Below are 20,861 nucleotides of genomic sequence, written 5' to 3'. Positions count from 1 at the left end.
CCACGGCGCCAGATTATCACGCGCTGCTCCGGCCTGGCCATCGCCGAGGCCCGGATCGGCCGTCCGGCCCGCGGGCCGGACAATTTCGTGATCGCTTGATCACCTCTCCGGTCAGGCTGCGTCGCGGTCGAGGCGCAGGGGCGGGTTGGCGCTGTCCAGGAACTCGACGGTGGTGAAGACCAGCTCGGTCTCGCCGATATTCTCGAGGTCGTGGATCATGAACGCGCCCGCCGCGTAGCGGTGGTGCTGGGTGTCGCCCGGGGCGTAGGTCACCTCCGCGATCCGCCCGTCGGCGTAGTGCGAGCGCGCCCGCCCGCCGGTCACCGCCGTCCAGAAATAGTCGAGGACGTGGGTGTGGAAGGCGATCCGCTCGCCGGGCGCGAGGCTGAGCAGCCAGACGCGGACGCGGTCGGTCTCGGAGACGAGCCGGCTGCCGACCTGGCCGTTGCCGGCGCGGGCGGCGAATTCCCGGCGCAAGGTCTCGGGCCAGGTATGCGGAGGGGTGGGCCAATCGTAGGTGGAGGCTGTCATCACGGGTCTCCTCGTCAATGGGCGGTGGCCAGCGGTGGCCGGCCGCGGCCGCTGCGCGCGAAGGCGAGCCGGCGGAAGACCGGTTGGCCCTCGATCCGCTCGATCTCCACGGTGTCGCTCCTCCTCTGGCCGATCGGGTTTTTCAGGCCGCGAGCCCGGTCGCCACGGCCGTCTCGGCCATGACCGCCTCGGGCTGCCGGTGGCGCTCGGCGAGGGCCCGCTCGCGCGGGTCGAGGATCTGGGCCTGCATGTAGGCGCCGAGCTCCCGCGCCCGGCGGATGACGGCCCGGCCGAAGGCGAGGCGCCCGGATTCGAACTGCGCGAGCGCGGCGGGACGATCGTGCGGATGGGCGAGCAGCGCCTGCGCCAGGGCGTTCGCGTCGCCCGCCGCCTTGGTCACGCCCATGCCGACATGGGGCCTTGCCACGAAGGCGGCGTCGCCCAGGATCACGGTGCGGGGCCCGAGCACCATCCGGGGCGCCTCAAGATCCTGGATCGCCTGCAGGAAGGGCTGGGCGGTGCGCTCCACCACCTCGGCGAAGGGCGGCGCCAGGAGCCGGCGCGCGTCGTGCCGCATCGCGGCGACCACCTCCGGCCGGATCCGGTTCGGGGCGATCGAGAGCGGCTGCGCGACGCCGTCGATATCGGTCAGGAGCGCCTTGAGGCCCGTCTCGGCCGCGGCCGGGCGGTACCAGACGAAGTTGAAGCGGCGCCCGCTCCCCCTGCCGCCCTTGCCCTCGCCGGCGACCGGGTAGCCGAGCATCTGCTCGCCGGGCGGCAGCGAGAAGCAGAAATGGTCGCACAAAGCCGCCCGGGTCTCCTCCGACAGCGCGGCCTCGTCGACGAGGCCGCGCCAGGCGACGTAGCCGGCATAGAGCGGCGCGGCCTCCGGCAGGAACTGTGCCCGCACCGTCGACCCGATGCCGTCGGCGCCGATCAGGAGGTCGCCCCGCGCGCTCGTGCCGTCGGCAAAATGCGCCGTGACCGCGTCCTCCGCCTCCTCGACCCGCACGAGGGAGCGGCCGTGGTGGCAGGCGTCCGCCGGCAGCGCCTGCCGCAGCAGGCCGTAGAGATGACCCCAGGCGGTGAGCACCTGCGGCAGGGCGCGCTCCCCGATCAGCGCTCCGTCGGCACCGAAGACCCGCCGCCCGGCCACAGAGACCCCGACCTCGGCCCGGCTGCGCGCGATGCCGGCGCGGTCGAGCACCTCGAACAGCTCGGGATGCGTCACGATGCCGGCGCCGCGCCCGGACAGGTCGCCGGGGACGCGCTCGTGGATCTCGGCCTGCCAGCCGGCCCGGCGCAGCAGCAGGGCCGCGAACAATCCCCCGAGCGAGCCCCCGACGATGATCGCCCGCCTGCCGGCGGGTGCCGCCCCGATCGCCATCACGGTCCTCCCCGTAGGCCGGCGCACGCGACCGGCCGACGCGACTGTCGGTTATCGTCCGATAACGTGCAAAGGAGCGTCAGCGGCGTCAAGCGTTCATGATCAACCGAAAAACACGGGTCGCGCCGGCGGGCCGGACCCTCGCCACCTCGGCGGCTATGGGCCTCCCGTCATCCTGGCGGCGGAGCGCTCGTAAGCGCCGGCTCGGCCGCGCGGCAGGCGGTCGGCCGAGCGGCCGTGGTGGGCCCGGGCGCTGCTCTCGTGGCCGCCGCGACCGCGTTCCAGGGCGTCGCGATGGGGCGGCGCAGAGGTTCAAAACGCCCGCATGATCGGACGAGCGCCGGCCCCCGGACGGCGCTCCGATCCCCGCCGGACGGTGACAGCCGAGCACGTGGGACGCGTCATCATCGGCCGGGATTGCCCGCCCCGTCGCGGATGGGGTGCTTCTCGCCGCCGCGCGGCGCGTCGAGCGGGCGCCGGCGGCGAGGCGTCGTTTCGCACCATCGGCACCGCACGTCCGGCGGGCGGTGCACCGCTGCGGCCGTCCTCAAGACCATTCGTGCGTGGATCTAGCCGTGATGTCCGTAGGCACTTACCCTGCGTGCGGATGCGTCGATCGTGCAAGAGACCGTGCTTGAGCGAGCAGCGAAACCTGTGGTTGTCTGCTGGTCCCGGCATGAGACGTACGAAGGCCATACGGCAGCGTAACACAATACCGATATTAATGAAAACGCCAGCAGAACAATTGTAAATTTTATCGCAGTTTTGACCTGCCTCAACGGCAATGAAGGTTTCTGTTCGATATTTTTTACGTTTATCCTGTGCATGCGCAAGTATTCGTTGCGGCTCGGCCGTGACGATCCGCGCCACGCAATCTCGTCGTCGATGTCTGCCCTTGCACCGGGATGATGGCGATACTCGCTCATGACTCAAGTCATTCCTTGGCAAGAAGAAGCTTCGATGCTTCACCTCTGCGTAGAATTACGCAGGCACGTTGAAGTATGTTAGTAGAACCATGTGAAAAAGTCATTAATATGAGATTAATGAATGAACAAACTGGCCGCTTAGATAACCGCTAAACAGATAATCGAGCGGAGACATCAGATTTACTACGGTAGAGTATATTTTGCAGCGTGCGATCGTTGTCCGGGGTGTGACCGTCCGCGACACCAGGGACGGGGCTGATCTGATCACGATCGTCCCGCCGCGCCGGTTGACGACGAGGCCTCGAGATCGAGGCAGGCGGGCGACAGCCGTCGCACCGCGTCGACCCCGATCAGGGCGAGGGTGCGGTCGATCTCCGAGGTCAGGATGTCGAGGGCCGCCGCGACCCCTGCCCTGCCGCCGGCGGCCAGCCCGTAGAGGGCGGCGCGACCGATCAGGACCGCGTCGGCCCCGAGGGCGCGCGCGGCCACGACGTCGCTGCCGCGGCGGAACCCGCTGTCGACCAGGATGGTGAAGTCGCGCCCGACGGCGGCCCGGACCTGCGGCAGGATCTCGACCGGCGAGATCGTCGGCTCGCACTGGCGCCCGCCGTGGTTGCTGAGCACGACGCCGTCCGCGCCGAGGTCCCGGGCGATCCGCACGTCGTCGACGTGCAGCAGGCCCTTGATCACCAGCTTACCCCCCCATCGCGCCCGCAGGCGCCGCACGGTGTCCCAGGTGATCCTCGCCTCGTTGCGGCGGATCCACGACCCAATCCGTGCCATCGTGGGCCGGGGATGGTCCTGGAACGGCACGAGGTTCTCGAAGGTCGGCTCGCCGGGGATGAGGTAATTGCCGAGAAGCCAGCGCGGATGGCACAGGACGTCGAGCCTGCTGCGCCACGACAGGTTTCCGGACCGGTCGTGGTTGCGCCGGTCCCACTCCCGGTTGCCCGGCAGGATCCCGTCCGCGGTGAGGAGGAGGACGCGGCTGCCACTAGCTGCCGCGCGCTCCAGCAAGGCGTCCGCCACGTGATCGCCGGCGAAGTAGTAGAGCTGGAACCAGTGATCGAGGCTAGGCGTCGCCGCGACGTCCTCGATGCGGGCCGTCGAGACCGTGCTCTGTCCCATCGGGATGCCGGCCGCGGCGGCGGCGGCGGCCATCGCGAGGTCGCCGCGCGGCCAGAACAGGCCCTGCCCGCCCGTCGGCGCCACCACGACCGGCAGCGCGGAGCGCGCCCCGAGGATCTCGACCGCGAGGTCGCGCACGGCGACATCCGTCAGGACGCGGGGCCGGAAGCGGAGCGCCCGGAGCACCGAACGGTTCCGCCTGAGCGTCGTCTCCTCCTCGGCGCCCCCCTCCAGGTACTCGAAGACGACGTTCGGCAGCCGCCGCTGCGCGATCGCCCGGAGGTCGGCGATGGTCACCGCCTCGCTGAGCGCACGCGGCCGGCGGCGCATCGGATTGATCGCGGCGGGCTCCTCCGGCCCGGCCGCGTCGGCGGCCCAGCCGGGGACGCGGGCGGCCCGCGTCGCTGCGGGCATGGCAAGGCCGTCCATGGCGCTCACCCCGCCCCGCCGTCGACGGCGCCGGTACCGTGCAGCAGCATGGCGGAGGCCAGAGCCGGCGCCAGCCGCTCCGAGATCAGGTCGTTGTGCGCGCAGGCGAGATCGAGGGTGACGAGGTCGGCCGCGACGTAGCGCGACCAGTCCGGCGGCCGGTCGCCCGCCGGCCGGTCGAGGGCGCGGACCGAGAGCGTCCGCACGTCGATCGCCCGCGGCCGGTAGCGCTTCTGGAGCGCCGCCATGTTGGCGAACAGGACGGCGATCCGCTCGGCGCGGTCGAGCTTGAAGCCCGGCGGCAGCCGCCCGGCCGCGGAGGCCCGGTCGATCACCCCCTGCACGCCCGTCGTGTCGTCGTCCACGAGGTCCGCGAGACCGAACTCGGCGGCGAGCGTGCGCGCGAGCTGGGTACCCGACATGTCCGACACGATGTCCTCCGGGATCGCCGTGTCCAGCATGGCCAGGAACGCGACCTCCCGTCCCGCCTCCCGGAGCTGGCGCGCGACCTCGAAGGCGATCAGGCCGCCGAGCGACATGCCGAGGAGCTGGACCGGTCCGTCGGGCCGCACCGCCGCGATGGCGCGGACGTAGTCGGCGGCCATCGCCTCGATCGAGGACGGCAGCGCCTCGGCCGCCTCGATGCCGCGCGCCTGGATGCCGTAGACCGGCTGACCGGCGCCGAGAGCCCGGACCAGCGGCAGGTAGCAGAAGACGTGGCCGCCGCCGGGATGGATGCAGAACAGCGGCGGCCGGTCGCTGCCCGCGCGCAGCGGCACCAGGATGCCGCCCGCCTCCCCGTCCCGGCCGCGCCGGAGCGCCGCGGCGAGCCCGGCGATCGTCGGGTCCTCGAACAGCGTGCGCATCGGCAGCGTGACGCCGAAGTGCCGGCCGATCTCGTGGATCAGCCGGATCGCGGTCAGCGACTGGCCGCCGAGATCGAAGAAGCTCTCGTCGCGCCCGACGATGGTCAGGCCGAGCACGGTCTGCCAGATCCCCTGCAAGGCCTCCTCGTCGGGGCCTTCCGGCGGGTGATGGGGGCGCGGCTCGCCCTCGTCGAGGTCCGGGGGCAGGGCCGCGACGTCCACCTTGCCGCTGCCGGTGAGCGGCACCGCCGCGATCGGCACGAAGGCGGACGGCACCATGTGGTCCGGCAGCCGCCGCTTCGCGTGGGCCTTCAGCGCCTCGGGCGGGCAGGTCCCGACCACGAAGGCGACGAGGCGCATCTGGCCGAGGGAGGTCCGGGGGACGACCACGGCCTTGCGGATGTCGGGATGCTCCATCAAGGCCGCGGCGATCTCCCCGAGCTCGACCCGGAAGCCGCGGATCTTGATCTGGTCGTCCTTCCGCCCGAGGAACGCGATGGTGCCGTCCTCCCGCCAGCGGGCGCGGTCGCCGGTGCGGTAGAGGCGGCCGGCGACGCTGTCGACGAACCTCTCGGCCGTGAGGGCAGGCGCGTTGACGTAGCCGCGCGCGAGCCCCGCCCCCCCGATGTAGAGGTCGCCCTCGACGCCCGGCGCGACGAGGTTGCGGTCCGGATCGAGGATGGTGGCCGTGTAGTTCGGCAGCGGCCGCCCGATGGGCAGGATCCCGGCCGCGACGTCGGCGGGCGTGGCGACGTGGTAGGTCGCGTCGATGCAGGTCTCGGTCGGCCCGTAGACGTTGACGACCTCGAGCCCCGGCAGCGTCCGGTGGATCCGGGCCAGGAACGCGCCGGGCACCGCCTCCCCGCCCAGCATCAGCCGCTTCAGGGCCAGGGGGCCGGCGCCGCGCGCCTCCGGCAGGACCGCGTCCAGGAAGGACGGCACGAAGTCGATATGCGTCACCTTCCGCAGCGACACGAGGCTCCAGAAGCCGTCGGCGCCGAGCCGGCGCACGTCGTCGGCCACCACGACGGTCGCGCCGCGCAGGAGCGGGAACAGCATCTGCTCGATCGACATGTCGAAACTGACCGAGGTCGCCGCCAGCACCCGGTCGCCGGGGCCGAGCGGGTCGTAGCTCGCGCTGCGGGCGTGGAGCAGGTTCACGGCCGCGCGGTGGGGCATCGCGACGCCCTTGGGCCGGCCCGTCGTGCCCGAGGTGAAGATGACGTAGGCGAGCCGGTCGGCGTCGCCGCAGGGCTGCAGCTCCGCCGTCCCGGACAAGCCCTCGATCGCGTCGAGCACCAGCACCGCCCCGGCATCCGCCGCCATGGCGTCGAGGCGCTCGGCGGGATAGGCCGGGTCGAGGGGCAGGTAGGCGCCGCCCGCCTTGAGGATGGCGAGCATCGCCACGATCGTCGCGGCGCTGCGCTCCATCCGGACGCCGACGACCCGCTCGGGACCGACGCCGCGCGCGGCGAGGTGGCGCGCGAGGCGCGTCGCGCGGGCATCGAGATCGCCATAGGCGATCTCGCTCCCGTCGCGGTCGATCACCGCCACGGCCGCCGGGGTCGCGCGGGCCTGGGACTCGAAGAGCCCGTCGAGGGTCCCGCCCGGGAACGCGACCGGCGGGCGGTTCCAGACCTCGAGGATCGTCGCGCGCTCCTCCTCGGAGAGGAGGTCGAGGGACGCGAGGTCCCGGTCCGGGTCGGCCGCGACCGCCGCGAGGAGGCGCCGGAACTGCCCGGCGAAGCGCGCGACCATCGCGGGATCGAAGCGGTCGGCGGCGAAGTCGAACGCGCCGGCGATGCCGTCGCGCCCCTCCGCCAGCGTCAGCAGCAGGTCGAACTTCGCATCCGTGGAGCCCACCTCCAGCGCCCGCACCGCGAGGCCGGACCCCTCCATCGACACCGGGGGCGTGTTCTGGAGGATGAACATCGTCTGGAAGACCGGCCTGTGTCCCGCCCGGCGGTCGAGCCCGAGGGCGGAAAAGAGCTGCTCGAAGGGCAGGTCCTGGTGCGCGAAGGCGGAGAGGTCGGCATCCGCAACGCGCGCGAGCAGCGCCCGGAACGATTCGCCCCGGCGCAGGCGCGTGCGCAGCGGCAGGGTGTTCACGAAGCAGCCGAGCATGCCCTCGAAGGCCGCGTGGCCGCGGTTCGCCGCGACAGTGCCGATGACGATGTCGTCCTGGCCGTTCCAGCGGCCCATGAGCAGGGCGAAGGCCGCGTGGAGCACCATGAACACGCTGGCGCCGTTCTCCTGCGACAGCCTCTGCAGATCCCGGCTCAGGGCCGCGCCGAGATCGACGGCGACGCGGCCGGGGACCCGCGCGAACGCCCCCGCCAGGGGCTCCCGCCCGGGAAGCTCGGAGCGGGGCGGCGCGTCCTTGAGTTCCTCCAGCCAGTAGCGCAGGTCGGCCTCGCGGTCCTGCGCCCGCTGCCAGAGGGCGAAGTCGGCGTAGTGCAGCGGCAGCGGCGGCAGCGGGTCGGGGAGACCGGCCGCGAAGGCCCCGTAGAGCGCCACGAACTCGCGGTGGAACACGCCCGCCGACCAGCCGTCGAAGGCGACGTGGTGGATCAGCAGGGACAGGACGTGGCGCTGCCGATCCTCAACGTCGCCTGCCACGGCCACCAGCCGGAACCGGAACGGCAGTTCGGTCTCGAGGTCGAAGCGGTGCGCGACGAGCCGCGCGAGGAGCGCCGGGAGATCCGCCTCCTCCGCCTCGATCACGGTCAGCGGCAGGCCGTCGAGGGGCTCGACGACCTGGACGGGCTCGCCGTCCGCGACGACGATCCGCGTGCGCAAAGCCTCGTGGCGCAGCACGATAGCTTCCAGCGCCCGGGCGACCGCCTGCCGGTCGAGGGCGCCTTCGAGCTCCAGGGTGATGGCGATGTTGTAGCTCGTGTCCTGCTGCAGGCGGTCCACGAACCAGATCCGCTCCTGCGGGTAGGAGAGCGGGACGCGGGCGGGACGCGGGCTGGCCGCGAGCGGCGCCGCGGCCCGGCCGGCGCCCGCCCTCAGGGCGTCGATGCGCCCGGCGAGGTCGCCGAGCCGCGGCGCCTCGAACAGGGTGCGAAGCGGCAACTCGACCGCGAAGGCCTCGCGCACCCTCGCGGCGAGCCGCGTCGCGAGGAGCGAGTGGCCGCCGAGCGCGAAGAAGCTGTCCTCCCGGCAGGCGTCCCGCGCCCCGAGGAGGTCGGCGAAATGCCCGGCGAGCCAGCGTTCCGTCGGGCTCGCGGGCGGGGTGCCCGCGCGGCCCTCGGGACCGACGGGTTCCGGGAGCGCGCGGTGGTCGATCTTGCCGTTGTGGGTCAGCGGGATGGCGTCGATGAAGCGGTAGAAGGCCGGGACCATGTGGGCCGGCAGGACGCGGGCGAGGTGGGCGTCGATGTCCTCGGCCGTCGGCGCGTGCCCGGCCTGCGGGACCACGTAGGCGACGAGGCAGCGTTCGCCGCCGGCGCCGGGACGGGCGACCACGGCCGAGCGGGCGACGCCGGGATGGCTGGCGAGGGCGCCCTCGATCTCGCCGAGCTCGATGCGGTGGCCGCGGACCTTGACCTGGTTGTCGGCCCGGCCGAGGAACGCGACCGTGCCGTCCTCCCGCCACGCCGCGAGGTCGCCCGTGCGGTAGAGGCGGCCGTGGCGCGGATGCGCCACGAACCGCTCGCGGGTCAGGTCGGGCTGTCCGACATAGCCGGCGGCAAGCCCCGCCCCGCCGATGAAGAGTTCGCCGGCCGCCCCGATCCCGACCTCCTCGAACCGCTCGTTCAGGATGTGGAAGGCGTAGTTCGGCAGGGGACGGCCGATGGGCAGGGTCGGCCAGTCCTCGGTGCCGCTCTCCGGGACCGGATAGGCGCTGGCATCGATGCAGGCCTCGGTGGGGCCGTACATGTTGACGATCCGCACGGGGCCGAGCCGCGCCTTCAGCCGCGCCGCGAGCGCGCCGCTCAGGGGCTCCCCGCCGAGCATCAGCTGCTTGAGCGCATGCTGCGCGGGCGCGCCGGGCAGCATGGCGTCGAAGAAGGACGGCACCGAGTTCACGTGGCTGACGCGGTGCCGGACCAGGAACTCCCAGAAGGCCTGGGGCGATTGCCCGCGCACGTCGCCGGACACGACCACCGTGGCCCCGCTCAGCAGCGGCAGCAGCAGCTGGCCGATGGAGACGTCGAAGCCGATCGAGATCGCCGCGAGCACGCGGTCCCCGGCGCCGATCGGATCGTGCCGCAGGCGCGCGACGGCGAGGTTGACTGCCGCGGCATGCGAGACGGCGACGCCCTTGGGCCGACCGGTCGAGCCGGAGGTGTAGACGATGTAGGCGAGGCTGTCGGGACCGACCTCCGGCAGGTTTGCCGGCGCCTCCTCGCCGTGGAGGACCCAGGATTCTTCGAGGGCGAGCGTTCCCCGCCCGGCGAGGTCCGGCGCGCCGGCCGCGTCGCGCACGAGCACGAGGCGGGCGCCCGCATCCTCGACCATCAGGGCGAGGCGGGCCTCCGGATAGGCCGGATCGAGGGGAAGGTAGACGCAGCCGGCCTTCAGGATCCCGAGGATCGCCGGGACGCTCAGGGCCGCGCGCGCCATCGCCACGCCGACCACGTCGCCGGGCGTCAGGCCGAGGGCGATCAGGCGCGCGGCGATGCGGGCGGCGGCCCGGTCGAGCTGCGCGGCGCTCAGCGTCGTCTCGTCGCTGACGACGGCCGGCGCGTCGGGCGCCGCCGCGGCCCTGCGCTCAACGAGGTCGGCGAGGCTCGCTGCGGGAACCGGCAGGCTCCCGCCCTCGGCCAGACCGGCGATCCGCTCGCGCTCCGGGCGGGCGAGGCCGGGAATCGCCGAGAGGCGGGTCTCCGGGCGGGTGCAGAACGCCGCGATGACATCGGCGAGAACGGCGCGCAGGCGGGCGACCTCCGCCCCGCCGAGCACCGTGCGGTCGTAGGAGAACTCGATCTCCAGCCCGGCTTCGCCGCCGAGCTCGCGCACGTAGAGGGCGAGCGGCGTGATCTCGACGGTCCGCAACGGTTCCGAGGAGGTCGTCGGCGCGGGCTCGCCCATGGGCGGCATGATCGTCACGACGGCGTCGAACAGGGCGTGACGCCCCTGCGCGCCGAGGCCGAGCTCCCGCCCGAGGGCGTCGACCGAGGTCTTGGCGTGCCGCAGGTCGAGGTCGAGGGCGGCGGCCAGCCGCTCGACATTCGCGCGGAGCGAGGCGCCGAGGTCCGGGCGGCAGCGCACGGGGATCAGGCCGGCCAGCATGCCGACGACGCCGCGGCTTCCCCCCTCGCGCCCGTGCAGGGCCATGCCGAGGGCGAAGTCGGCGCGTCCGTAGCGCCGGCCAAGCGTGATGGCGAGCAGCGCGACGATCGCGCGGTGGAGCGTGGCCTGCGAGCCCTTGGCCGCCTGCGCGAACGCCGCGAAACCCGCCCGGTCGAGGGCGAGGGGCGCCGGCGCCGCCTCCGATCCGTCCGGGCGCGGACGATCCTCGAAGACGAGGGCGGGCAGCGGCGTCAGGCGGTCGCGCCAGTACCGCAGATCCTCCGCCGCCCGGGGCGAGGCCGCGTAGGCCGCGGCCTCGCGGATCACGGCGAGGAAGGACGAGCGTGGCAGGACGACGGCGCCCAGCCCGCTCTCCTCCTCGTCGGACGCCGCCTCGCCGCTCAGCACCAGGTAGGCCTGCAGGATGTAGCGCTGCAGCAGCGCGATCGACATCCCGTCGCAGATCAGGTGATGGCAGATCAGCACGATGCGCCAGTCGGAGGGTCCGAGCCGGACGACCTCCACCTTGAAGAGCGGGGCGTCGCCCAAGGCGAAGCCCTCCGCCTGCACCCGTCGGACGTGCTCGGCGAAGGCCCGGGCCGGATCGGCCTCGGCGCTCAGGTCGTGGTGGCGGAACGGCAGGCCGGATTCCCGGGCGAGCCACTGCACCGGCTCGTCGGAATCCACCCGCAGGCGCAGCGCGTCGTGCCGGCCGACGACGACGCGGACGGCCTGCCGCGCGAGGCCGGGATCGATCTCTCCCCGGACGGTGATCGCGGTGCCGACCTGGTAGACGCGCGGATCGTCGAGCCGCTTCATGTCGAGCCAGACGGCGCGCTGGGCGTCGGTGAGCGCGAGGCGCTCGGGCCCGCTCGCGATCGCGGGACCGACGGTCCTCAAACCCGCTTCGTTGACCGCCATGGTGACAATACTCCCGGGACGAAACCTTGTCAGGCGCGTCTGCGCCAAGTCGATCGCTGAAACGAGGGCCGGCGGAAGGTTGATAACCTAGCGTCAGACCCTCATCGAAAACTTAACGACATTCCGCAGCGGCAATCCGCCCGCCGCCGGCGGCACGCCGGACGGCGCGTGCGGGTCGTTCGCGAAGGGTCTCGGGCCGGGATCCGCGGGCAGGTAGCCCTCGCGCCCGAGCCACTGGGCGAGGATCAGGAGCACGGCCTCGTCCCGGGTCAGGAAGGGCGCGTTCTCCGCACGCCACCGGTTGACGGCGGCCCTGACGCTGTCGAAGTCGCAGGGCGTCACGCAGAGCGGGCGGTTCATCGGGCGCCTCCCCCCGCCGGCACCGGCCCGGCCCGCATCGCGGCGGCCCCCGGGGCGGGACCGACGCGCTCCGTCCGCCGGAGGCGGGCCGCGAGAAGCACGAGCCGCAGCGCGCTCGTCGCGAGGATCGCGAGCATCACGCCGTTCAGCCCCATCCCGGCCGGGAACGCGAAGGCCGCCGCCAGGAGCGGGGTGACGGCCAGCACGGGCAGCTGGACCGCCGTCGATCCGGCAACGTCGCCCCGCGCCCGCAGGGCGGCGCCGACGCCGTAGCTCAGGCCGTCGAGGAGCAGGACCGTGCCGCCGACCGGGAGGAGCCCGGCGATGACGGTGCGCAAGGCCGGCTCGGGGGTGTAGAGGGACGCGACGCCCTCGGGCGCCGCCCAGAGCGCGAGGGAGAACGGCAGGAGGACGGCGGACAGCCAGGCGAGGTCGCGCCGCAGCCTCCCCGAGCCGCACGGCTCGGCGGCCGCCCGCAGGCCGACGGCGTCGCCGATCCCGATGGCCAGCAGCATCGCCGGCATCGTCAGCACCCAGCACGACGCGAAGGAGGCCAGCGCCAGCGGCCCGAGCCAGCCCGCGAACAGGATCAGCCAGACCGCGGAGGCGTGGAAGGCGGCGATCGTCCCGCCGGTCCCGAGAGCGAGGCGCCATTGCGCCCCGGCGCCGGCCCGGTCGCGACCCGCGCCGGGGGGCTCGCGCCCGTCGACCCGCAGCACCGCGGCGAGCAGGATTGCGGCGAGCGCGACCCGCACGAGCGTCGTGGCGAGCGCCGATCCGTAGGCGCCCCAGGCCGGGAAGCCCGCATGACCGCCGATCAGGAGCCAGTTGAGCAGGAGGTTGAGCGCGTTGGCGGCGAGGATCCACGCCGCCACGACGCCGCTGCGCCCGATGCCCTCGAGATACATCGCCGAGGCAAGCGCCGCGAGGGCCGCCGGCAGGCCGAGCGCCATGGCCCGGACGACCGCCGCCGCTCCCTCCGCGAGGTCCGGACGGTCGACGGCGGCCTGCAGCACCGGGCCTGCACCGGCCGCCGCGGCGAGCCCGGCGATTCCGAGCCCCAGGGCGAGGAGATTCGCCCGCCGCCAGTAGCCGCGGCGGGCGCCGCCCCGGTCCGACGCGGCGGCCACGAGCGGGAGCGCGCTCAGGATCGCCGCGCCGAAGACCTCCGTGAGGCGCCCGAAGGTGCCGGCCGCGAGGCTCGCCAGGGCGACCTCGCGGACGTCGTGGCGGGCGACCATCCAGCCGTTCGTGACGATCATCGCCGCGAGGCCCGCCCGCGAGACCACGAGCGGCAGGGCCACCCGCAGCAGCGGCAGGAGGCCCGACCCGGGCGGCCCCGAGGGGGCCGCGCCGGGCCGCGCGGCGAGGGCGACGCCCGCCATCACGCCGCCTGACGGATCGGCGGGGCGGCCTCGTCGGCGGGCTTGGTGCGGAAGCCCCGCAGCACCACCTCGACGACGCCCCCCACGGTGCCGGCCTGGATGATCTGCATCACGGAGACCGGGCGCCCGATGTCCTGCTCCAGGCCTTCGGCGAGTTCGACCGCCATCAGCGAGTCGAGCCCGAGTTCGGACAGGGGACGGTCGGGGCCGATCTGGGCTGCGTTCGTGCCGACGACGCGGGCGATCAGCTCCGGGATGCGGGTGAGGAGGAGCGCGCGGCGCTCGTCCTCGCCCAGGGCCTCCAGGGTCGCGGCGAGGGAATTCGCCCCCTCCACGGTCATGCTGACGCCCTGGGGCACCAGGCCGGAGAACCGGGGCGTGCGCGCGCCGGCCAGCATCTGGCCCAGCCGCATCAGGTTGAACTGCGCCGCCGACACCCGGCAGGCCTCGGCCGCCAGGAGGGATTCCAGCTCCTGGAACGCGTCCCGCACGGGCGTGGCCTCCATGCCGGTGCGCGAGGCCAGCATGTCCTGGACGGCCCGGTTGCGGGTGAGGAACCCCGCATCCTTGATCGCGCCCCATCCCACCGAGAGCGCCGGCAGGCCCTCGGCGCGCCGGCTCTGGGCAAGCGCGTCGAGGTAGCTGTTGGCGGCCACGTAGCAGCCCTGGCCCGGATTGCCGACCACGGCGCTCGACGAGGAGTAGAGCACGAAGGTCTCGAGCCCGTCCTCGCGCGTCAGCCGGTCGAGGGCGAAGGCGCCGATGACCTTGGCCGCCATAACGCGGTGCAGGAGCCCGCGGTCGACCTTGATCAGCGGGGCGTCCTCGATGAGCGCGGCGGCATGGAAGACGCCCTTCAGGGGCGCCATCGCGGCCCGGATCTCGGCGAGGACGGCCGCGACCGCCGCGGGATCCGAGACGTCGGCCGCGAAGGCCCGGATCGCGGCGCCCCCCGCCGCGAGCTCGGCGAGCGCCGCCCGCTCCTCCGCCCCCTCGCCGCCCCGGCGGCCGAGGAGCGCGAGGGATGTCGCGCCGCGCGCGACGAGCCAGCGCGCCGTCGCGAGGCCGAAGCCCGAGAGGCCGCCGGTGACGAGGTAGGTGACCCCGGGGCGGATCACCCCGGCGGCGGCGGGGACGACGGGCATCGCGGCCGCCCCGGTCTCCATCGAGACGACGAGCTTGCCGATGTGGCGCGACTGCTGCATCGCCCGGAACGCCTCGACGGCGCGCGAGACCGGGATCGCCTGATGGGGCAGCGGCCTCAGGTCGCCGCGCGCCATCGCCGCCAGCACGGCCTCGAACACCCGCCTGGCGAGGTCGGGCCGCTCGACCAGCAGCGTGTCGGCGTCGATGCCGAAATAGCTGAGGTTCTGGCGGAAGGGCCGCAGGCCGATCCGGTTGTTGGCGTAGAGGTCGCGCTTGCCGATCTCGAGGAAGCGCCCGAACGGCTTGAGCACCTGCAGGCCCTTGGTGATCGCCTCGCCGGCGAGCGAGTTGAGCACGACGTCGACGCCCCGGCCGCCCGTCAGGCGCATGATGTCGTCCGCGAAGGCGAGCGAGCGCGAGCTGACGACGTGGTCGGCGCCCATGGTGCGCACGAGCCGCTGCTTGTCGGCCGAGCCGGCGCTGGCGAAGACGATCGCCCCGCGCAGCTTGGCGATCTGCAGGGCCGCGAGCCCGACGCCCCCGGCCGCGCCGTGGATCAGCACGGTCTCGCCCGGTTCGAGGCGGGCGAGGTGGTCGAGGGCGTACCACGCGGTGACGAAGGCGGTCGGGATGGTGGCGGCGGCCTCGTGGCTCAGGCCCGCCGGCATGGGCGCGGCGGAGCCCGCCGAGGTCGTGACGTGGCTCGCGAAGCAGGACGATGCGAAGGCGATCACCCGGTCGCCGACCGCGTGCGTCGTGACGCCGGGGCCGACCCGGACCACCTCGCCGGCGCATTCCATGCCGATGGTCGGCCCGGAGAAGCCCTTCTCGACGGCCTCCTCGGGCAGGACGCCCATGGCCCAGAGCACGTCGCGGAAGTTGAGGCCCGCGGCCTTGACGGCGATCTCGATCTCGCCCGGGCCGGGCTCGCGCCGCTCGATCCCGCGCAGGTGCAGGGAATCGAGCCCGCCGCCGGGCCGGAAGTCGAGCCGGAAGGCCTGGGGCGGCGCGCCGGCGGCAGACGGGCGGGCGATGCGGGCCTGCTCGGCGCCCGAGGACAGCCGCGCCCGGGAGACGAAGCGCAGCCCGTCGCGCAGCAGGGTCTCGGTTTCGGCGTCGCGCCGCAGGAGGGCGGCGGCGATGTCCTCGCCCGCCTGCCCGTCATCCGCCGCGGCGTGGACGTCGATGAGGCGCACGCCGAGGCTCGGCTGCTCGTTGGCGATCACCCGCCCGAGGCCGCGCAGGGGCGCCTGGAACGGGTCCACCGCCTCCCGCGCGTCCGGCCCGGCCGAGGCGTGGCGGGTCACGAGGGTCAGGACCGGGGCGTAGTCCGCCACCTCCACGGCCCGCGCCTCGATGGCGCGCGCGAGCAGGATGGTCGAGAGGCAGCGCAGGTCCTGGCCGGCCAGGATGTCGGCGGCCTCCTCCGGGGTCGCGGCCCAGCCGGCGAGGTGCACGACCTCGCCGACATCGCTCTCCTCTGCGACCAGCGCCGCCATCGCCTCGTCGTTCAGGTCGGCCGCCGTGAGCGTGCGGGTGCGGACGGCCTGGCCGGCCGCCGCCAGGGCGGCGGCGGCCCGCGCCACGAAGGCGGAACCGGCCTCGGCCTCGCCGACGAGGAGCAGGCGCGCCGCGCCGCCTCCTGCGACCGCGCCGGCGGTGTCCGGCACCGCGTCGGAGGCGGGCCTGCGGGCGAGCACCAGGAACGGACCCGGCTCGGCGCCGAGCGGCGTCCCGGTCTCGAAGCCCGCGAGGCCGAGCCCGGCCAGCGCCGCCTCGGCGTCGAGCGCCTCCGCCTCGGGGAACAGGAGGGTCTCCATCAGGCCCTGGCCGGGCGCCACCACGAAGGCGAGCCCGCCGGGCGCGAGGGCGCCCGAGAGGTCGCGCGCATCGAAGGCGCCGTTCACCACCACGATGTCGGCAGCCCCCCGCGGCAGGTCGCCGAGCGCCTTCGTGTCCGCGCGGAAGAAGTGGTGGCCCGAGAACCGGCTCTGCGCCCGGCCGACCGTCTGCTCGGCGGCGTCCAGGAACAGGTAGTCGCTGCGCTCGGGCGGCAGGACCGGCAGCAGCGCGGCGGCGAGGCCGCCGGTGCCGCCGTTCGTCTCGACGACCCGCACCGGCCGGCCCGCGGGCCAGGCCGCCACCGCCGCCGCGAGGGCGTCCGCGACGAAGCGGTTGAAGCCGGCGCGCGTCGGCGCGGTGTCCTCCAGGCTCTCCAGCATGGCGACCGGCGTCTCGCCGGCGCCGCGCAGGCGGGCGGGCAGCTGCTCGGCGGCCCTGGCGACGGCCACGAGCTCGGCCCCGACCTGCGGGTGGGCGAGCATGGCCGCCCGCCAGAGGGCGTCCGCATCCTGCCCGGCGCGTGCCGGGGTTCCCGCCGCCTCCACGCGGGCGACGAGGCGGGACAGCAGCGCCTCGCCGTTCGCGTCGAGGCCGCCCTGCACCCCGTCGAGCACCGCCGCGACCTGCGCGGCGGCGACGGCCTCGACCGCAGCCCGGGCCTCAGTCGGCGCGGTCTCGTGCAGCTTACCGAGGGCCGGGGCGAGGGTCGCGGCGAGGTCGCCCGGGGCGGGCAGGAAGAGGGCGGTGGGGTGCCGCGGCGTCCAGGCCGGGTCCGGCCGCCAATCCTCCGCGAGGATCGGCAGGACGCTGCTGCGGAACTCCACCTTCTGGAAGCGAGCGCCTTCGAGCACCATCACGACGCGGCCGTCTGTGTCGGCGACCGTGATGTCGGCAAGCCCCGAGCGCGCCGATTCGTGCCGGAGCGCCACGTGGCAGAGGATGCGGGCCGGCAGGGGCGCGAGGGAGAGGATCCGGTCGACCTGGACGGGGATCGTGGCGCAGTCGCGGGGCTCGCACTGGCCGATCAGGCTCACCAGCACCTGCAGGCAGCTGTCGAGCAGGGCCGGATGCGCGTGGTAGCCCGACAGCGCGCCGTCGAGGGCCGGCAGGGCGACCTCGCCCAGAGCGGCGCGCCGGGCCTCCCCGGGCTCCGTCATGGCGACGGAGATCACGCCCTGGAAGGCCGGGCCGTAGCTCATGCCGCGGCGGTGGCAGCCGGCATAATGCGCGGCGGCGTCCAGGACCGCGGGCATCCCGGCGAGGAGCGCGGCGCGGTCGAGGCTCCGCACGCCGTCGCCGTCGGGGAGCTTCGTCACCCGGCCCTTGACGTGGTCCGTCCATTCCGGCGCGGCGGCATCCGGCCGCGACCGGATACGCAGGGTGCCGTCCGCCGCGTCGAGGCAGGTCTCGACCATCGGCTCGACGCCCTCCGGCAGCGTCAGGGGCCGCAGGATGTCGAAGGTCTCGAGGGCGAGCGCCGCGCCGCCGTGGACCATGCGGCCGGCCGCCAGGCTGAGCTCGATGTAGCCGGCCGCCGGGAACAGCGGTGTGCCCTGCACGACGTGATCATTCAGGTAGGGCAGCAGCGTCGTCTGGATCAGGTTGTTCCAGACCCCGTCGCCGCCGGGCAGGCGGTGCCCCAGCAGCTCATGGTCGCGCTCGACGATGATGGGGCTCGCCGGCAATTCGCAGCCGCCGCGCCAGTGCCGCTCGCGCATCCACGGATAGGAAGGGAGCTCGGCGAGGATTGCGGGCCGGCGGAAGATCGCCTCCGGGGTTCCGGCGCCGGCCGCGTAGGCGGCGCAGACCGCATTGGTGACGGCCTCGTCCTCGGGGGTGACCTTGCCGCGGGTGGGGCGCCGCAGGGTTCCGAAGGCGGTCGCGGCCGAGCCCTGGCTCGCCTTGATGGCCTGGTTCAGGTAGTCGACCAGGACCGGATGCGGGCCGATCTCGATGAAGGCCTCGATACCCTGCTCGGCGAGCGCATGCTCGGCGGCGTCGGCGAACTTCACCGGCGCGCGCACGTTGCGCCACCAGTAGCCCGCGTCGAGGGCGGTGCCGTCGAGGATTGTCCCCTCCACCGTCGAGACGAACGGGACCGTGGCGGCGCCGGGCGCGAGGCCCTGGAGCTGCAGCAGCAGGCTCGCCTGGATGGAATCCATGGCCGAGGTGTGGAACGGGTAGTCGATCTGGAGCAGGCGGGCGAAGTGGCCCTCGTCGGTCAGCCGGTCGACCAGGGTCTCGAGCGCGGCGGGATCGCCCGCCACCGTCACGGCCTGCCGCGCGTTCACCGCGGCGATCTCGAGCCAGCCGCCGGTCGCCGCCATCGCCTCGGTGGCCTCGGCGGCGCTCAGCGAGATGGCGGCCATGCGGCCGCGGCCGGCGGTCTGCGCCTGGAGGCTGCTGCGGTGGAAGATGACCGCGACGGCCTGCTCGCGCGTCAGGGCGCCGGATGCGGCGGCAGCCGCCACCTCGCCGACGCTGTGGCCGAACACGGCCGCGGGCTGCAGGCCCGCCTCCCGCAGGACGGCCGTCAGCCCCATCTGCAGGGCGAACAGGAGCGGCTGCCCGATCTCCGTGAGGGCGATGCGGCTCTCGGATTCGGGCTTGGCCATCTCGGCGATCAGCGACCAGCCGGCGAGGGGCGCGAAGAGCGCGTCGACCGCCTCGACCTCCGCGCGGAACACGGGGTTCTGGGCGAGCAGTTCGCGCCCCATGCCCCACCATTGCGGGCCGTTGCCGGAATACACGAAGGCGAGGCGGCGGGCCTTGGCGCCCGCGCGCCCCGTGGCGAGGCCCGGCGGCTTCTCGCCGGCGAGGAACCGGTCGAGGGTCTCGGCGGCCCGGGCGGGGGTCTCGGCCATGAGGGCGAGGCGGTGGGCGTGGCGGCCGCGGGCGAGGGCGGCCGTCGCGCAGATGCGGCGCCACTCGGCGTCCGGGGCGGTCCGCAGCATCCGCGCGTAGTCGCCCGCGACCGCCTTGAGGGCCTCCGGCGTGTGGCCGGAGATCATCAGGAGGCGATCCCAAGTCCCACCGGCAAAAGTCCCACCGGCAAAAGTCCCGCCCGCGAAGGTCCCGGCTTCCGGCGCCTCCTCGGGCGCGGCCTGCCGGTCCTCGGTCTTCCGGTACTCCTGGATCACCACGTGGGCGTTGGTGCCGCCGAAGCCGAACGAGTTGAGCCCGAAGATCAGGGGCGCGCCGTCCCGCGGGAGCGGAACCGCCTTGTCGACCACGGAGAGCTTCCAGCCCTCGAAATCGATCTTGGGGTTGGGCGTCTCGAAATGCAGGTTGGCCGGGATCTCGCCGTGGCGCAGCGACAGCAGCACCTTGGTCAGGCCCGCGATGCCCGCGCCCGGTTCGAGATGGCCGATATTCGACTTCACCGACCCGATCAGGCAGGTCGAGCCGTCGGCGCGCGGGCTGCCGAGGACGCGGCCGATCGCCCCGCACTCGATCGGATCGCCCGCCGCGGTGCCGGTCCCGTGCGCCTCCACGTAGAAGACCTGCTCGGGGCTGAGGCCGCACCGGCCGTAGACCTCGCGCAGCAGCCGCTCCTGCGCCTCGCCGCTCGGCAGGGCCATGCCCATGGTCCGGCCGTCCGAGTTGACGCCGGTGGCCAGGATGACGCCGAGGATCGCGTCGCCGTCCCGCTCCGCGTCGGACAGACGCTTCACGATCACCATGCCGCCGCCCTCGGACCGGACGTAGCCGTTGCCCGACGCGTCGAAGCTCTTGCAGCGGCCGTCCGGCGAGAGCATCGAGGCGCGCGAGAAGCCGATCCAGGGCTTGACCCCCATCAGGAGGTTGACGCCGCCGACGAGCGCCATCGCCGTCTCCCCGGCGGCGAGGCTGGTGCAGGCCTGGTGCAGGGCGACGATGCTCGACGAGCAGGCCGTGTCGATCGACAGGCTCGGCCCGTGCAGGTCGTACACGTAGGAGATGCGGTTGGCCGCGATCGCGAGCGAACTGCCGATATTGGTGTAGGCGTCGGCCCGGTCCGTGGCGAGGTTCGAGTAGTCGGTGCTCGAGATGCCCACGAACACGCCGGTGCGCGAGCCGGCGACGTCGGACGGGACGATCCCGGCGGATTCGAACGCCTCCCAGGCGAGTTCGAGGAGCAGCCTGTGCTGCGGATCGACCTGCTTGGCCTCCCGGGGCGACATCCCGAAGAAATCCGCGTCGAACAGGTCGATCCTGTCGAGGAAGCCGCCGGCCTTCGTGTAGATGCGCTGCGGCTGATCGCGGTCCGTGCCATGGAACCCGAGGTCCCAGCGGTCGCCCTTGGCCTCGCCGATGCAATCGAGTCCGGATTTCAGGTTGACCCAGAGCTGATCGAGATTGTCGGATTTCGGATAGCGTCCGCTCACCCCGATGATCGCCATCGGCACGGTCTCCGTCTGCATCTGCGCGCTCATCGTTCGGCCTACCTAAGAGTTCGACAGGGACGCAGTCACCGCGGACGCATCCCGATTCTGCCTGCCCCTGTCATACGCGAGGCGATATCGCCGAAAAGCAGTCTTCGAATGGATTCACATCCATTTGCTCCGCTGAGAGTTAATGCCGTTTCTCGCGCCAGCTGCGTTAACTAAACGTCCACGGACTACGTATAGCGTGAACTTTGCGGCATATAGCGGATACTCCCCTTGGGAAGAGTCGCCCTAGGAGGTTGGCGGGCGGAGCGGTGGGATCGGCCCGGCGG

The 20,861-nt window shown here is 73.5% G+C and carries 7 protein-coding genes; all 7 read right to left on the bottom strand.

All coding sequences use genetic code 11. The annotated features are described in order from the left end of the window. Positions 1-111: 111 nt before the first annotated feature. Entirely contained in the window at positions 112-531 is a 420-nt protein-coding gene (locus EU555_RS06565) for a cupin domain-containing protein (protein ID WP_135413857.1), read from the bottom strand. A gap of 142 nt (positions 532-673) precedes the next feature. Then, positions 674-1,918 (bottom strand): FAD binding domain-containing protein, encoded by a 1,245-nt coding sequence (locus EU555_RS06560; RefSeq protein WP_135413856.1) that lies wholly within the window; start codon positions 1,916-1,918, stop codon positions 674-676. Positions 1,919-3,108: 1,190 nt separating this feature from the next. After that, complete coding sequence (locus tag EU555_RS06555) at positions 3,109-4,386, bottom strand: alpha-hydroxy acid oxidase (protein ID WP_205820814.1); 1,278 nt, start codon at positions 4,384-4,386, stop codon at positions 3,109-3,111. Between the two features lie 20 nt (positions 4,387-4,406). After that, a complete protein-coding gene (locus EU555_RS06550; protein WP_135413855.1) occupies positions 4,407-11,429 on the bottom strand; it encodes an amino acid adenylation domain-containing protein in 7,023 nt (2,340 codons plus the stop codon). Positions 11,430-11,522: 93 nt separating this feature from the next. Beyond that, a complete protein-coding gene (locus tag EU555_RS06545) occupies positions 11,523-11,789 on the bottom strand; it encodes a hypothetical protein (protein WP_135413854.1) in 267 nt (88 codons plus the stop codon). After that, positions 11,786-13,174, bottom strand: coding sequence for an MATE family efflux transporter (locus EU555_RS06540; protein ID WP_135413853.1), 1,389 nt, complete (start codon positions 13,172-13,174; stop codon positions 11,786-11,788). Before EU555_RS06540 ends, EU555_RS06545 begins: the two co-directional genes overlap by 4 nt. Then, entirely contained in the window at positions 13,174-20,565 is a 7,392-nt protein-coding gene (locus EU555_RS06535; protein ID WP_167858463.1) for a type I polyketide synthase, read from the bottom strand. Before EU555_RS06535 ends, EU555_RS06540 begins: the two co-directional genes overlap by 1 nt. Positions 20,566-20,861 lie beyond the last annotated feature (296 nt).

The sequence above is a fragment of the Methylobacterium nonmethylotrophicum genome (assembly GCF_004745635.1).
GTDB lineage: Bacteria > Pseudomonadota > Alphaproteobacteria > Rhizobiales > Beijerinckiaceae > Methylobacterium > Methylobacterium nonmethylotrophicum.
Note: the sequence above shows the minus strand (reverse complement) of the source record. Positions and strands in the feature narration are given on the sequence as shown.

Coding starts and splice junctions, on each gene's coding strand:
- EU555_RS06565 (WP_135413857.1), bottom strand. CDS start 531: ATGACAGCCTCCACCTACGATTGGCCCACCCCTCCGCATACCTGGCCC.
- EU555_RS06560 (WP_135413856.1), bottom strand. CDS start 1,918: ATGGCGATCGGGGCGGCACCCGCCGGCAGGCGGGCGATCATCGTCGGG.
- EU555_RS06555 (WP_205820814.1), bottom strand. CDS start 4,386: ATGCCCGCAGCGACGCGGGCCGCCCGCGTCCCCGGCTGGGCCGCCGAC.
- EU555_RS06550 (WP_135413855.1), bottom strand. CDS start 11,429: ATGGCGGTCAACGAAGCGGGTTTGAGGACCGTCGGTCCCGCGATCGCG.
- EU555_RS06535 (WP_167858463.1), bottom strand. CDS start 20,565: ATGCAGACGGAGACCGTGCCGATGGCGATCATCGGGGTGAGCGGACGC.
- EU555_RS06540 (WP_135413853.1), bottom strand. CDS start 13,174: ATGGCGGGCGTCGCCCTCGCCGCGCGGCCCGGCGCGGCCCCCTCGGGG.
- EU555_RS06545 (WP_135413854.1), bottom strand. CDS start 11,789: ATGAACCGCCCGCTCTGCGTGACGCCCTGCGACTTCGACAGCGTCAGG.